General features: G+C 73.9%; 13 protein-coding genes. 10 read left to right on the top strand and 3 right to left on the bottom strand.

The window, feature by feature from the left end:
• Window positions 1-65: 65 nt before the first annotated feature.
• Window positions 66-707, bottom strand: coding sequence for a TetR/AcrR family transcriptional regulator (locus AB0I82_RS17955; RefSeq protein ID WP_030264153.1), 642 nt, complete (start codon window positions 705-707; stop codon window positions 66-68).
• A 147-nt stretch (window positions 708-854) separates the two neighbouring features.
• Window positions 855-1,070 carry a hypothetical protein gene (locus AB0I82_RS17950; protein WP_363258196.1) on the bottom strand — a complete coding sequence of 72 codons (216 nt, stop codon included), beginning with the start codon at window positions 1,068-1,070 and terminating at the stop codon, window positions 855-857.
• A 236-nt stretch (window positions 1,071-1,306) separates the two neighbouring features.
• Between AB0I82_RS17950 and AB0I82_RS17945 the strand changes: the two genes are divergently transcribed.
• From AB0I82_RS17945 to AB0I82_RS17905, 9 genes are all read left to right on the top strand, one after another.
• Window positions 1,307-2,353, top strand: coding sequence for an alpha/beta hydrolase (locus AB0I82_RS17945; protein ID WP_363258194.1), 1,047 nt, complete (start codon window positions 1,307-1,309; stop codon window positions 2,351-2,353).
• 125 nt (window positions 2,354-2,478) lie between these two features.
• Window positions 2,479-3,771 (top strand): DUF3152 domain-containing protein, encoded by a 1,293-nt coding sequence (locus AB0I82_RS17940; RefSeq protein ID WP_363258193.1) that lies wholly within the window; start codon window positions 2,479-2,481, stop codon window positions 3,769-3,771.
• A gap of 186 nt (window positions 3,772-3,957) precedes the next feature.
• Entirely contained in the window at window positions 3,958-5,721 is a 1,764-nt protein-coding gene (locus AB0I82_RS17935; protein ID WP_363258192.1) for a glycosyltransferase, read from the top strand.
• Complete coding sequence (locus tag AB0I82_RS17930; protein ID WP_363258191.1) at window positions 5,718-7,241, top strand: hypothetical protein; 1,524 nt, start codon at window positions 5,718-5,720, stop codon at window positions 7,239-7,241. The genes AB0I82_RS17935 and AB0I82_RS17930 overlap by 4 nt, the downstream gene beginning before the upstream one ends.
• A gap of 81 nt (window positions 7,242-7,322) precedes the next feature.
• Window positions 7,323-7,457 (top strand): hypothetical protein, encoded by a 135-nt coding sequence (locus AB0I82_RS17925; RefSeq protein ID WP_363258190.1) that lies wholly within the window; start codon window positions 7,323-7,325, stop codon window positions 7,455-7,457.
• Window positions 7,454-8,434 carry an NAD-dependent epimerase/dehydratase family protein gene (locus AB0I82_RS17920; RefSeq protein WP_363258189.1) on the top strand — a complete coding sequence of 327 codons (981 nt, stop codon included), beginning with the start codon at window positions 7,454-7,456 and terminating at the stop codon, window positions 8,432-8,434. The genes AB0I82_RS17925 and AB0I82_RS17920 overlap by 4 nt, the downstream gene beginning before the upstream one ends.
• Window positions 8,422-8,547, top strand: a complete 126-nt coding sequence (locus AB0I82_RS17915) for a hypothetical protein (protein WP_363258187.1) — start codon at window positions 8,422-8,424, stop codon at window positions 8,545-8,547. The genes AB0I82_RS17920 and AB0I82_RS17915 overlap by 13 nt, the downstream gene beginning before the upstream one ends.
• Before the next feature lie 63 nt (window positions 8,548-8,610).
• Window positions 8,611-9,789, top strand: a complete 1,179-nt coding sequence (moeZ, locus tag AB0I82_RS17910) for an adenylyltransferase/sulfurtransferase MoeZ (RefSeq protein WP_363258186.1) — start codon at window positions 8,611-8,613, stop codon at window positions 9,787-9,789.
• A 126-nt stretch (window positions 9,790-9,915) separates the two neighbouring features.
• Window positions 9,916-10,569, top strand: a complete 654-nt coding sequence (locus AB0I82_RS17905) for a hypothetical protein (RefSeq protein WP_363258185.1) — start codon at window positions 9,916-9,918, stop codon at window positions 10,567-10,569.
• A gap of 119 nt (window positions 10,570-10,688) precedes the next feature.
• Here the strand turns inward: AB0I82_RS17905 and AB0I82_RS17900 are convergent, their stop codons facing one another.
• Window positions 10,689-13,469, bottom strand: coding sequence for a lysylphosphatidylglycerol synthase transmembrane domain-containing protein (locus AB0I82_RS17900; RefSeq protein WP_363258415.1), 2,781 nt, complete (start codon window positions 13,467-13,469; stop codon window positions 10,689-10,691).
• A gap of 383 nt (window positions 13,470-13,852) precedes the next feature.
• Here AB0I82_RS17900 and AB0I82_RS17895 point away from each other — a divergent pair, with 383 nt between their 5' ends.
• A complete protein-coding gene (locus tag AB0I82_RS17895) occupies window positions 13,853-14,260 on the top strand; it encodes an MGMT family protein (protein WP_363258184.1) in 408 nt (135 codons plus the stop codon).
• Window positions 14,261-14,569 lie beyond the last annotated feature (309 nt).

The raw sequence follows: 14,569 nt of genomic DNA, 5'->3' as shown, positions 1-14,569 counted from the left end.
CAGGCCGCGATGGAGCACGCCCGCAGCGAACACGGGGCGCGGTGCCCCGTGTGCCGCGGCGGGCGTCAGTGGCCCTCGGTGCCGTGCAGCGGGAAGCCTGCGATGCCCTTCCAGGCCAGCGAGGTGAGCAGCTGCACGGCCGTGTCACGGGTGACCGTGCGCTCACTGGAGAGCCAGTACCGCGCGACGACCTGGGACACACCGCCCAGGCCCACCGCGAGCAGCATCGACTCCTCCTTGGACAGCCCGGTGTCCTCCGCGATCACGTCACTGATCGCCTCGGCGCACTGCAGCGAGACCTTGTCCACGCGCTCACGGACGGCCGTCTCGTTGGTCAGATCCGACTCGAAGACCAGGCGGAACGCGCCGCCCGGGTCCTCCACGTACGCGAAGTACGCGTCCATGGTCGCCGCGACCCGCTGCTTGTTGTCGGTGGTGGAGGCCAGGGCCGTCCGTACCGACTGCAGCAGCGCCTCGCAGTGCTGATCCAGCAGGGCGAGGTAGAGGTCGAGCTTGCCGGGGAAGTGCTGGTAGAGCACCGGCTTGCTGACGCCGGCCCGCTCGGCGATGTCGTCCATCGCCGCAGCGTGGTACCCCTGCGCCACGAAGACTTCCTGTGCAGCGCCCAGGAGCTGGTTGCGCCGCGCTCGGCGCGGCAGGCGCGTGCCCCGAGGGCGCGCGGCCTCTGTCTGCTCGATGGCGCTCACGCCGCCTCCCAGTGTCGTTCCGTACGAGATGCACACAGCACGGTGCACCGCGCCCGCCATCGTACTTTTGGGTAACGAGGCTGTGCGCGGTCAGGAGCGAGAATTTATCCGCCCGGGGCCCGCGGGAAGCCGACATACCGGCTCAGGTCACCGGTAATCGTCTTCGTCCAGCTCGACCACTCGGGCCTGTTCTGCTCGGTCTGCTTCGTTCGCCGTGTCGGGGTCGCCGCCGGTCAGCGCGTCGTCCTCGTGTGGAGCGAGGTCCGCGAGCTGTTCCTGGGCGTCCGCCTCGGGTGCTTCCGCGTCGATTTCGGCCGCCTCGTCCTCGTCGAAGGTATCCGGTTCTGTTGGGTCGACAGACATGGTGGCTCCCCTTTCCTGGGCGAGCGCCCTCTACACGAGCCTAGGAGAGGGGATTGCCCGGCGCGACGTGGTACGCGCCGCGAACGGGTGGCGGTACCGGGACGCGCGGCCGCACGTGTACGGAGGCGCGTCGCTGGGTGAAGTGACGGTGGCGCTTCGTGAACACATCCGTGACCCAAGAGACGTGTGATGGCGAACACATCGGAACGGACGTGATCGTCTCGTAACATCGACGCATGTCTTCCACGGAGCCGCCGGACACCCGAACCGCGCTCCCGGTGCCGCCCGGGGGTCCGGGCCCGCGCGTCGGCGCCGAGGAGACGCTGCGCAGCGTGAGCCTGCCGGGCGCGACGCTCAGCGTCCGCGCGCCCGCCCGGGTGCGGGAGGGCCTGCCGCCCGCCCTGTACGTGCACGGCCTCGGCGGCTCGTCGCAGAACTGGTCCTCCCTGATGGCGCTGCTCGCCGACCGGGTGGACGGCGAGGCGCTGGACCTCCCCGGGTTCGGCGACTCCCCGCCCCCGGACGACGGCAACTACTCCATCAGCGGCCAGGCCCGCACGGTCATCCGGTACCTCGACCAGCGCGGCCACGGCCCCGTCCACCTCATCGGCAACTCCATGGGCGGCGCGGTGTCGACCCGGGTCGCCGCGGTCCGCCCCGACCTCGTACGGACCCTGACGCTGGTCTCGCCCGCGCTGCCCGAGCTGCGCCCGCAGCTCAGCGCGCTGCCCACGGGGCTGCTGGCGGTCCCCGGCATCACCACCCTCTTCAGCCGCCTGACGAAGGACTGGACGGCCGAGCGCCGCACCCGTGAGGTGCTCGCCCTCTGTTACGGCGACCCAGGGATGGCCACGCCCGAGGAGGTGGCGGCGGCCGTTGAGGAGACCGCGCGCCGGCTGGAGCTGCCGTACTTCTGGGAGGTCATGGAGCGCGCCTCGCGCGGCATCGTGAACGCCTACACGCTCGGCGGCCAGCACAACCTGTGGCGGCAGGCGGAGCGCGTCCTCGCGCCGACCCTGCTCATCTACGGTGGCCGGGACCGGCTGGTCTCCTTCCGGATGGCCCGCCGGGCCGCCACCGCCTTCCGCGGCTCGCGCCTGCTCACGCTCCCCGAGGCGGGCCACGTCGCGATGATGGAGTACCCCGCGACCGTCGCCCGCGCCGTCCGGGAGCTGCTGGACGACACGGAGCGCGAGGCCGCGGGAGAAGCGGCCGGCGGCCGGGAGGGCCGTACCGCCCGCCGCGCGACGGGTGACACGACCGCCGATGCGAGCAGGAGCTGACGGGCCCAGTGGGACGCCATAGCCGCCGGACCCCGGAGGGGACGACCGACACCACGGAGAGCGGAGCCGTTACGGGGGCGGCCGGTGCCGCCTGGGGCGAGCGCGCGGCGGCCGCCAGGAGGCCCGTGAACGCGGCCGACGCGGCGCCGCCGGACCAGGGCGCCGTCGCGGGCCCGCAGGCCGCCTCCGGGTCCCGTACGGGCCGCCGGTGGCGGCGCGGCGAGCCCGGCCCCGAGGCAGGGCCTCCCGTGCGCGGCGGGCACCCCGAGCCCGGTACCGCGCCGGGGCAGGGCGTCCCCGTACTGCCGCACCAGCGCGGTACCGGTACCGGTGGCGCGCGGCCCGGCGTACTGGGGACGCCGGTCGACCCGGGCGGTGGCCGGCCGGGGCCGAAGCAGGAGTACCTGGACGCCTTCGCCGACGACGCCCACTTCGCGGCCGGCCCCTCTTCCGCTGCGGGACGCCGGCCCCCGATGGCCGCGTCGTCCTCGCCCTCCTCAGGCGCACCGCAGGGGCTCGCGCCGCACCCCTACGCGCCCGGGGTGGACGACGAAATCGCCGCCTATGAAGCGGAGTTCGGGGACCAGGAGGAGCTGGAGGACGTATCCGGTGACGCCCGGCGGCGCAAGGGTGCCAAGGGGCGCACGTTCACCGGTGTGGCCGCCGCTGCGGTGACCACCGTGCTCGCGGTGGTGGTCGCCGGCCAGGTCGCCGACGCCCGCAAGGGCGGCGTCGAAGGACCGTCGCCGAGCGGCGGGGACACGTCGCCGGAGCCGGACGCCGGCCGGCCGCACGGCGGGCCCACGGCCGCGCCCGCCACGTACGCGGCGAAGATGGCCAAGATGTACCCGCTGCCCGCCGACCTGAAGGGCAGCGGGACCTTCTCGCCGGCCGGCGGCGCCGCACCGGCGCCGGGCCGCGGCGACGTGGTGCGCTACCGCGTCGACGTCGAGGACGGACTGCCGCTGGACGGCGAGCTCTTCGCCGAGGCGGTGCACAAGACGCTGAACGACGACCGCAGTTGGGCACACGGAGGGAAGCGCTCGTTCGCCCGCGTCGCCTCGGGCCGCGCCGACTTCGTCATCACTCTGGCGAGCCCCGGTACCACCGACGAGTGGTGCGCCAAGTCCGGCCTGGACACCAGCGAGGACCGGGTCTCCTGCGACTCCGCCGCCACCGAGCGCGTGATGATCAACGCGTACCGGTGGGCGCGCGGCGCGACGACGTACGGCCCCGACAAGATGTACGCGTACCGGCAGATGCTGATCAATCACGAGGTGGGGCACCGGCTCGGCCACGACCACGAGGGCTGCCGCCGGCAGGGCGCGCTCGCGCCCGTGATGATGCAGCAGACCAAGTTCCTGACCACGGACGGCGCCACCTGCCGCCCGAACGCCTGGCCGTTCCCGACCCGCTGAGGGGCGCGCTCCGGTACCGCCTCGAAACGCCGAGCCCGGTGGAAAGTTACGCCGCTTCACCCCTTTTGGTGGCGCGATGGACAACCGTCCGTCGCGCCACCGGTGCTTCTGCGTAGCGTCGTGGCGCAGGCGGTGACGATCCGGCCACCGCCCGAAGGACGCCGATCCGAGGACGGGGGTGCGCTCGTGCGCATTGGTCTGCTCACCGAGGGTGGCTATCCGTACGCATCCGGTGAAACGCGTGCCTGGCGCGACCGCCTCGTGCGTGGGCTCACCGGCCACGACTTCGAGGTGTACGCGCTCGGCGACGGCTCCGGGGCGCACGCGCCGGGCCGGGACGCCGCGCGGACCCGGAGCGGCCGGCGCGGGGCCCGGCGCGGCCGGGCGGCCGCCGTGGGCCGCCGTGAACGGCAGCGCTTCGCCGGGCACTTCGCCGATCTCGCGGCAGCGTTCTGCGGCCCGCCGGGAGAGGCCGGACACGAGGCGGACCGTTTCGCCGCCGGTCTGTACGGCCTCGCCGACCTGGCCCGCGGCACCGGCGCGCTGCCCGAGCTGCTCCGCTCCGAAACGGCCGTCCGCGTCCTCGAGGCCGCCTGCCGCGCCCCCGGTGCACTGCCGGCCGCGCGCGCCGCCCAGGTCACCGACCTGCTGGCCGTCACCGAGGCGCTCGACGCGGCCCTGCGCCCGCTGTCGCTGGACTGGTACGGCGACGGCGCGGGCGGTCCGTACGGGGACGGGCGCGGCGCGTGTCCCGAGGGAGCCGAAGGGCGGGGGCTCGACCGGGTCGACCTCTGCCATGCGACGTGCGGCGGCCCGGCGGCCCTCGCCGGACTGCTGGCCAAACGCTTCTGCGGCACTCCGCTCCTGGTCACGGAGTACGGCGTACGGCTGCGCGAGCACCATCTCGCACGCGCCACGGCAGCGCTCAGCTCCCCCGTGCACGCACTGCTGGCCGCCTTCGAGGGCGCGCTGGCCGCCGAGACGTACCGCACGGCCGACCTGATCACCCCCGGCAACACCCGCATCCGCCGCTGGCAGGAGCGGTGCGGCGCGCCCCGTGACCGCCTCCGTACGGTCTATCCGGGCATGGACGCCGGGCCGTTCGCCCGCGTCCCGGACGCCGCGGCCGACGACTCCAAGACGCTGGTGTGGGTCGGCACGGTCGAGCCCGACAAGGACCTCATCGGGTTGCTGCACGCCTTCGCGCAGGTCCGCGCGGCCGAGCCGGACGCGACGCTGCGCATCATCGGCGCGCCCGGCGCCGGCCCGGAGGCGGCGTCCTATCTGGCGCACTGCCGCGCGCTGGCCGCGCAGCTCTTCCCGGACGAGGCCGCCGACGCGATCACGGTCGGCGAGAACCCCGTCTCGTTCGAAACGATCGGCGACCCCGGGGTGGCGCGGCCGGCCGACGCCTACGAGGCGGGTGCGGTGCTGGTGCTCTCCAGCGTCGTCGGCGGATTCCCGAGGACGCTGGTGGAGGCGATGTTCTGCGGCCGGGCCACGGTCTCCACGGACGTGGGCGCCGTCTGCGAGGTCATCGGCGGCACGGGCCTGGTCGTACCGCCGCGCAACCCACGGGCGCTGGCCGACGCGTGCACCGCCCTGCTCGGCGACCCGGAGCGGCGGGCCCGGCTGGGTGCCGCGGCCCGGGCCCGGGCACTCGAACTGTTCACCGTCGAGCAGAACATCGCGGCATTTCGTGGCATCTACCTGGAGCTGATGTCCCGCGCCCCGGTCCGGCACGCGGAGCGGGACGTGGACGGCGCGCCGCGCCCCTTCGCGCGCCCCGCCGAGTCGCGCCTGCCGGACCCGTGGGCCACCGACTCGTCGTCCGCCCCGAAGGACCGCGGCCACACCCCCAGTTGGGCCCGGCCGCCCGCCGTACCGCACGACTCCGGAGCGCGGGTGCCGGCCGGACTCGCCCGGAGCAGAGGAGGAGGCGACGCATGACCGCGTACCGGACGCGGGCCGGGCAACGGCCCGACGCCCCTGTGACCCCGAAGAGCCCGGGCGGCTGGGACCCCCGTTCCAGCGCGCTGCTCGGGGGAGGCCCCGAGGAGAGCACTGGCACCCCCGGAGACCTCGGCGGTCCCGGACAGGTGCCCGACGACGGCAGAACGCGCGCTCCCGGAGGCGCGGCCACCCCTGCCCGGAAGGGCCCGCCCCGGCGCGGCCCCGCCGACCCCGTGCGCGAGCTGATGCACCGCCACCGTGAGCTGTGCGAACGGGCCGTCGACCCGCTGGAGATCGCCGCGGGCCTGGAGGCGCACGGCGTGACCGACCGTACGGCCGCCCGTTTCCGGCACCGTGACGTCTTCTCGCTCGCCGAGGAGCTCTACGCCCGCGTGCCGCGCGCCGAGGCGCCCGCGGCCGCGCCACGCCCCGCCGACCCCGCTCCGCTGCCGTCCGGCGGGGTCCGCGCGGCGCTGCACATGCTGCCCGGCGCGCTGGCCGCCACGACCGTCACCGCCGTCGCCGCGGTCCAGGGCACGGCCCCGTCCGTCCTCCGCCCCGCCCTGGCTCTACTAGGCGCGGTGTTCGTCCTCCTGGCGCTGCGGCTGTGTCTACGGAGCGGGCCGCTGCGCACCGGGCACGGCGCCGGCCGCGCGGCCGCCCTGTGGACCTGCTGGCTCGTCGGGTACGCGCTGTTCGCCGACCGGCTGCTCGGCGCGCTGCGGGCCGACGGCCTTGAGGTGTCCCTCGCCCGTCTGTCGGCCGACCTCCCGTCTCTGTTCGGCGCCTTCCCGCCGGTCACCGGGCCGGCGTCGGCCGCCGCCCACGCGCCGTTCCCGACCGGCCCGCTGCCGGCCGCCGCCGCGATCACCGTCGCGCTGTGCTGCGCGGTCGCGCCCGCCGCCTGGTGCGCGCGGTGGTTCGCGGTACGGGGGCGGCGGCGGCTCGCGGCCAGCCGCGGCCTCGGGGAGTTCGCCGCCGGAATGCGGCCCCTACTGGCGGGCGCGGCGCTGCTCTTCGTGGCCGCGACCGTCGCGCTGCTGGCCGTCGCGGGACTCCTGGCGGGCCGGTTGGGCACGGGCAGTGCGACGGCGCTTCCGCCGCTCCGCGCGCTGACCCCGTTCGCCGCCGCGCTGGCTCTCGCCGTGCTGCTCTTCCTCGCCCGCCTCCTGGCCGTCCACGGCTTCCCGGTGGCGGCGGGCCGCGGTCTGGCCGCGGCGGTGGCGCTGGAGGCCGTTGCGCTGGCCACGCTGGCCCTGGGGCGGCTGCCGGGTGCCGCCGCGGTGGCCCGCCCCGTGGAGGCGGCGGCCGGGCTGCTCGGACCCGCTGCCGTACCGGCCCTCGCGTGCGCGGCCGCCGCGCTCGGCCTGTTCGCCTACGGGCTGCGGGCGTTGACCGGCGCGGCGGCGCACTCCCCGGCGCCCGGCACCACCGCGCTCTGGCCCGGTACCACCACGCTCCGGCCCGGCGCCGCCGACGCTCCGCCGCCCGGCCCGCCGGCGGCCGCCGCTCCGTAACGGCCGGCGTGGCCCCGCAGCCGTCACCCCCCGCCCCGTACCCCCTCGACCCTTTTCGACCCCTCTGAGGAGCCCTCGCACATGACCGTCCACCACGCCGTACGAGAACCGCTCGTACGAGAGCCGCTCGTACGTGAACCGGCCGTACGGGAGCAGGTCGTACGGGAGCAGGCCGCCGCCGCTCCGGCCGTCCGAGAACTGGGGGGCGCGCGATGAGGGTTCTGCTCGTCGGTGCCAATGGGTACCTCGGCCGGCACGTCGCCGACCGGCTGCTCGCCGACCCCGCCGTCCAGCTCACCGCGCTCGGCCGCGGCGACGACGCGGATGTCCGCTTCGACCTGGCCTCGGGCAGCCCCGGCGCGCTGACCCGGTTCCTGGACGCGGTCCACCCGGGTGTCGTGATCAACTGCGCGGGCGCGACCCGCGGCGGCGCCCGCGACCTGACCCGGCACAACACCGTCGCGGTCGCCACGATCTGCGAGTCGCTGCGCCGCAGCGGCTGCGGCGCCCGCCTGGTGCACCTCGGCTGCGCCTCCGAGTACGGGCCCTCGCAGCCCGGCTCGTCCACCGCGGAGGACGCCGTGCCGCGCCCCGGAGGCCCGTACGGCGTCAGCAAGCTCGCCGCGACCGAGCTGGTGCTGGGCTCCGGCCTGGACGCGGTGGTCCTGCGGGTCTTCTCGCCGGTCGGCCCGGGCACGCCCGCCGGATCCCCGCTGGGTCGGCTCGCCGAGGCGATGCGCCGCGCCATCCAGTCCGGCGAAAGCGAGCTGAAGCTCGGAGGGCTCGGCGTGCAGCGCGACTTCGTGGACGTACGCGACGTGGCGCGCGCCGTGCACGCCGCCTCGCTGTCCGCCGCCCAGGGGGTGGTGAACATCGGCACCGGAAGAGCCGTACGACTGCGTGAGACCGCCGCCGTGCTCGCCAGAGTCGCCGGGTTCGGCGGCGCGCTGCACGAGCTGGACGCGCCGCCCGGGTACGCGCCGGGGGGCCACGCGCCCGGCCGGGTCGCGATCCCCGGCCAGGCCGGCGAGCACCCCGGTGGCGGGCTGCCCGCGTATCCGTATCCGGACGGCTGCGGCAGCTGGCAGCAGGCCGACGTCCGTACCGCCCGCGACCGGCTCGGCTGGCGTCCGCGCATCGGACTGGAGGAGTCGCTCGCGGACATCTGGATGGAGGCCGCGTGTCGCATCTGACCGGTCCGGCACCGGCCCGGGAGCCGCCGCTCGACGCCATTCCGCCCGGGACCGGCATGCCCGGCTACTGGGACGAATCCGTCTCGCACATCGGAACGGGTGTCTCGGAATGAAGAAGGGCGTGGCAGTGTTACGGGGAGAACCAACGTAATGAATTACCGACCAACGGAGTCCCCGTGTCGCTGCCACCCCTGGTCGAGCCCGCTTCGGAGCTCACCGTCGATGAGGTCCGCAGGTACTCCCGCCACCTGATCATCCCGGATGTCGGGATGGACGGGCAGAAGCGGCTGAAGAACGCCAAGGTGCTGTGTGTCGGCGCCGGTGGCCTGGGCTCGCCCGCGCTGATGTACCTGGCCGCGGCGGGCGTGGGCACGCTCGGCATCGTGGAGTTCGACGAGGTCGACGAGTCGAACCTGCAGCGCCAGATCATCCACAGTCAGGCGGACATCGGCCGCTCCAAGGCCGAGTCCGCGAAGGACACCGTCCTCGGCATCAACCCGTACACCACGGTCAACCTGCACAAAGAGCGCCTCGACTCCTCCAACGTCATGGAGCTCTTCGCCGAGTACGACCTGATCGTCGACGGTACGGACAACTTCGCCACCCGTTACCTGGTCAACGACGCCTGCGTGCTGCTGAACAAGCCGTACGTCTGGGGTTCGATCTACCGCTTCGACGGCCAGGCGTCGGTGTTCTGGTCCGAGCACGGCCCCTGCTACCGCTGCCTGTACCCGGAGCCCCCGCCGCCCGGCATGGTGCCCTCCTGCGCCGAGGGCGGCGTCCTCGGTGTGCTGTGCGCCTCGATCGGCTCCATCCAGGTCAACGAGGCCATCAAGCTGCTCGCCGGCATCGGTGACCCGCTGGTCGGCCGCCTGATGATCTACGACGCGCTGGAGATGACGTACCGCCAGGTCAAGGTCCGCAAGGACCCGAACTGCGCGGTCTGCGGCCCCAACGCCACCGTCACCGAGCTCATCGACTACGAGGCCTTCTGCGGCGTCGTGTCGGACGAGGCCCAGGAAGCGGCGATGGGCGCGACGATCACTCCGAAGCAGCTCAAGGAGATGATCGACGGCGACGAGAAGATCGAGATCATCGACGTCCGCGAGCCGAACGAGTACGAGATCGTCTCGATCCCCGGCGCCAAGCTGATCCCGAAGAACGAGTTCCTGATGGGCAACGCCCTCCAGGACCTGCCGCAGGACAAGAAGATCGTCCTGCACTGCAAGACGGGTGTCCGCTCCGCCGAGGTCCTCGCGGTCCTGAAGTCCGCGGGCTTCTCGGACGCGGTGCACGTCGGCGGCGGCGTCATCGGCTGGGTCAACCAGATCGAGCCGGAGAAGCCGGTCTACTGACCGTCCGCGCGTTTGCAGGAAGGCCCGTCCGCGATGCGGACGGGCCTTCCGCATGTTGGACGCAGGCCCGGGAGGACGCGGTAAAACCGGTACCGCCGCCGGACGGCACGGCCGTACCGTTCCCGTATGGACTTCTTTCCGCCGCCCCGGCCGAGGGACGAAGAGTCCGGCGACGAGCCGGAGTTCGCGCGGGTGCCCTGGGAGAGCGCGCCCGAGGACGTCATCGGCGGCATTGTGCCCCTGGAGCGGGTGCTGGCCCGCAATGACCACCTGGCGATCGTCGCGACCCAGGCCGTGGCCTACGAGGACGGCGTGGAGATCCGGCTGCGGATGCGCGCCCGGCGCCGTCCCGGTATGAGCCGCGAGGACTGGGCGCGGGTCTCCCGCGGCGTGTGGGGCTACGACGACGATCCGTGGCAGCTGGCGGCGGCGGAGGCGGCGGCCGCGGAGGGCCGGCATCCGGACGGGCTGCTGCGCTTCGGTGTGCGCTTCGCGGACGGCTGCGTGGTCACCACCGTCGACGAGCGTGACGACGGGGACGAGTGGCCCGGGCCGCGCCCGGAACTGCCGGTGCTGACCCTGAACGAGGAGGGCGGCGGCAGCTCCGGCGAGAACATCGACAGCGAGTACGCGCTCTGGCTCTGGCCACTGCCCCCGCCGCAGCTCTTCGAACTGGCAGTGGAATGGCCGCTGCTGGATGTGGGGCTCACGTTCACGCCGCTGGACGGCGCGGAGATCGCGGCGGCCGCGGCCCGGGCGCGGCCCTTCTGGGACGACTGACCGCGCGTACGGGGGCGTGCGGTCCGCGGCGTACGAGGGGGGCGGCGCGCGCTGCCCCCTCGTACGCTCACGTCACAGCACTCCGTGCGCTGTCATCGCAGCGCCCCTGTGCGCTCGCCTTACAGCGCCCCCTTGCGCGTCAGGAACGTGAACGACAGCCAGCCCGGCAGGACCGGCAGCCAGAACGTCATCAGCCGGAACAGCAGCACCGCCGACAGGGCCGTGTCACTGCCCAGCCCCGCCGCGGTGAGCAGACCGGTCAGGGCCAGCTCGACGGCGCCGACGCCGCCCGGCGTGGGGGCCGCGGAGCCCAGGGCGTTGCCCGCGAGGAAGACGACCGCGATGCTCGCGTACGAGATCTGGTCGCCGCCCCCGAAGGCGCGGATCGAGGCGTCGAGGCACATCACGTTCGCCGCGGTCAGCAGCAGCATCCCGCCGATGCCCGCGACCAGCTTCTTCGGCCGCTGCAGCACGTCCAGCATGCGCGGCACGACGCCCGCGAACAGCGACCGCACCCGCGTCACCACGAACTTCCGCAGCGCCGGGATCGCCGTGACCACCAGGGCCAGCACCGCCGCCGTGAGCAGGCCCGCGATGACCGTACGGGAGGGCGAGAGCGAGGGCGTGCGTTCCGTACCGGTCAGATAGCCGAAGGTCAGCAGCAACAGGATGTGGCTGCCGAGGCCGAACAACTGGGACGCGCCGACGCTCGCCACTGCAAGGCCGGGCCGGATGCCGGCCCGCTGCAGGAAGCGGGCGTTGAGCGCCACACCACCGACCGCGGCCGGCGCGACCAGCTTCACGAAGTTGCCCGCGACCTGCGCGATCACCGTCCGTACGAACGCGACCTTCTCGGGGACGAAGCCGAGCAGGCTGAGCGCCGCCGCGATGTAGGTCAGCGCGGAGAAGAACAGCGCGGCCGCCACCCAGCCCCAGTTCGCCTCCCCGATCACCTGGTCGAACTTCACGTGCGTGAGCTGCGAGAGCAGGAAGTACGCGGCGAACGCGCCCGCGATCCAGCTGACCAGCGTGCGCGGGCTGATCCGCTCCAGCTTGGCCGGCTCCACCGGCGCGGTCGGGCGGATCAGCAGCACCTGGCGGCGGATCTGGGTGAGCAGGTCCTCCTCGCGCGCCTCCTCCATCGCCTCCTCCAGCGCCCGCTTCTCGGCGTTCTTCTCGGCCCGCAGCGTCTTGCGGTCGGTGCGGCCCTCCGCCGCCTTCGCCGTTTTGGCGGCCCTGGAGGCCGCCAGCACGGCCTCGCGCTCCCGCTTGGCCCGTTCCCTCGCCAGATGGCGCAGCGTCGCCCTGGTGGTCCGGCTGAGGGCGATCGGCTGGAGCAGCGGCAGGCTGTCCGCCACCGCGTCCGGGCCGAGCACCTCCACCGCCGCCTGCACGCTGCGCTCGGCGCCGACGCGCAGGCCGAGTGTGGTCAGCAGCTGCGCGACGTCCATCCGCAGCACCACGTCACCGGAGGCGATCTCGCCGCCGCGCAGATCCGTGAGGACGACCGTGCCGGAACGATCCACCAGGAGCGCGTCACCGACCAGCCGCCGATGCGAGATGCGCCGCGACTGCAGCGCGTCGACCTGCTGCCAGGCGTTGTGCATCAGCTCGTCGGTGATCTCGTCGTCCGCGAGCGCGTCCAGGGTGCGGCCCCCGACGTGCTCGTACACGAGCATCACCGCGTCCGGGCCCAGCTCGGAGGTGGCGATCAGCTTGGGCGCGTTCGCGCCGGCCGCGATCGCCGCGTACGCCAGCAGCGCCTCCTGCTCCAGCGCCTGGCGCAGCGACTGCAGGCTGCGGCGCTGGTTGATGCCGCGCAGCGACAGCCGCCGCCACACGCGGTAGAAGAAGCCCTGCGCCTGCTGCTCGCGGTCCACGACGGTGACGTCGATGGGCGGGCCGTCCTCCAGGGTGACGATGTACCGGCGGCCGCGGTCGGAGTGCTCCGGGTACGCGGTGTCCTCCGCGCGCAGCGCGCTGACCGGCCGGAAGCCGACCCGGCGCAGGCCCGCGAGGAGGTTCTGGCCGGTGGGCCGCACATTCGGGGAGCCGACCGCGTACAGAGTGCCGAAGGCGACCGTGTACCCGATCAGCACGGTGGTGACGATGGCGAACGGCGTGGTGTACCGGCCGACCAGCACCGCGAAGGCGTCCAGGAGCAGCACGCACCACATGGCCACGCGCCAGCGCGGCCTACGGGACATGCCGACGGCCGTCATGTAGGCGATGACCGGCGCCAGGTAGCTGTGCACGGGGGCGGTGATCGCCCCATTGGCGAGCGGCTGGGTGAGCGCGTCCCGGATCGACTGCGGCGCGGCCTCGGCCACCCACAGGTCCGTCGCGAGCGACACCCCGTGGGCGAGCACGGCCGCGAGCACGCCGTCCGCGATCCGCAGCCCGTCCCGTTTGATCAGCCGTTCGATCGCGAAGGCGACCGGAACGATCAGTACGGCGATGCTCGCGGTCAGCCCGGCGAAGGTGATCAGCAGCTGGGGCGCCTGTCCCGCGCCCTTGCCGATGTCGTTCTCCAAGCCCTGCGTGGTGCCGTGCGCGAATGTCGCCAGCGCCAGGACCAGCCCGATCCCCACCACTCCGAGCAGGAAGCGCATCAGGTCGAAGGGGCGGTGCACGCGTGCGGGCAGCAGCGGCTCGTCTCCGGAGACGTGGTCCACGTGGAACTCGCTGCCGACGTCTTCGGTGGGGCGCTCGGCGCGGTCCGTACGGGACGCCTTCACGAGGCGCGGCCGGTCGGCACCGGGTCTGTCGGCGTCCTGCCCCGGGGCGTCGTCGCGCGACGCACCCGGTGGCGGACGCTCGTCCTTCGGGGTGCGGCCGGCGGCTGCGCCCGCCCCTTCGGGTGCGTCGGTCCGCCCGGCCTGCTCGGTGGTACTCGCCATGTCGGTGGTGGAAGCCCTTCCCCGTTGTAGCGGCTGTCCCGGTTCTCTCTCCGGCTGGTCCGGCTGCTCCGGCTTCCTCGTGGTCTTGCCGTCGGTGTCCGTGGAGCGGTGGTGGTCGGTGGTGTGGTCGGATCCGGCCGTCGCCTCAGGGGCGCCCGCCTCCTCCGGAGGCGCCGCGCCCTGAGCCTGTTCGGCCTTCTCTTCTTGATCTCGTATCACCAGTCACCGCCCGGAAGATGGTGGCACGGCCCCGGTGCGGAGGGGGGCATCAGGGTGCATTTCGGGGGCGCGGGATGCGCAGCGTACGCCGCGGCAGCCCCGCGCGCACGCGACGCCACCGCCGTGGCGGGGAACGTGGGGCGCTGTCGGTGGCATGCGGCAGGATGGGGCGAATGAGTGGGACCGAAGAGCGCGGGAGTGACGCCCCTGACGACGAGCTCCCGGAGTACGCCGACCTCGTGCTCGGGGTGGCCGAGCGGATTCCGCCGGGCCGCGTGATGACGTACGGAGACATCGCCGAGTACGTGGGCGAGGGCGGCCCGCGTCAGGTGGGCCGGGTGATGTCGCTTTACGGCGGCGCCGTGCCGTGGTGGCGCGTGGTGCGCGCGGACGGCGTGTTCCTGCCCGGCAAGGAGCGGCACGCGCTGCAGCAGTACCGCGCCGAGGGCACCCCGCTGCGCGAGGCGCGGCGTACGGAGGGCGCGCGCGGGGAGCGGGAGATGCCGCGCGTGGACATGCGGCGGGCGCGCTGGGACGGCCGTGAGGGGCCGGAACGGGCCACGGACGGCTGAGGGGACAGTCGGCTTCCGGTACGTCGTTCCGAGACGCGCTGCGGCTCGTGCGCCGCCTGGCGTAGCGTCGGGCGCAGCCCCCACGGCGGACATCAACACCCGAACCATCCCGCACTCCCACACCACACGCATCGACAGCCTTACCTCGTCACACCAGCATCACCGCAGACGGAACGTCCGGCATCATCCACCGGCTCCCCGTCTCCACCGCATCCGCACACCAGGCCCCCAGTACCACCGCAACCGCACCTCAGACCCCGGCACAGGCGATCCACGTGAGTTCCTCCTCCTCGGCGATTCCGCAGGCCC

Origin of the sequence: Streptomyces sp. NPDC050315, assembly GCF_040655775.1 — a bacterium.
Classification (GTDB): domain Bacteria; phylum Actinomycetota; class Actinomycetes; order Streptomycetales; family Streptomycetaceae; genus Streptomyces.
The sequence above is the reverse complement of the archived record's forward strand: the minus strand, read 5'-3'. Positions and strand labels throughout refer to the sequence as shown.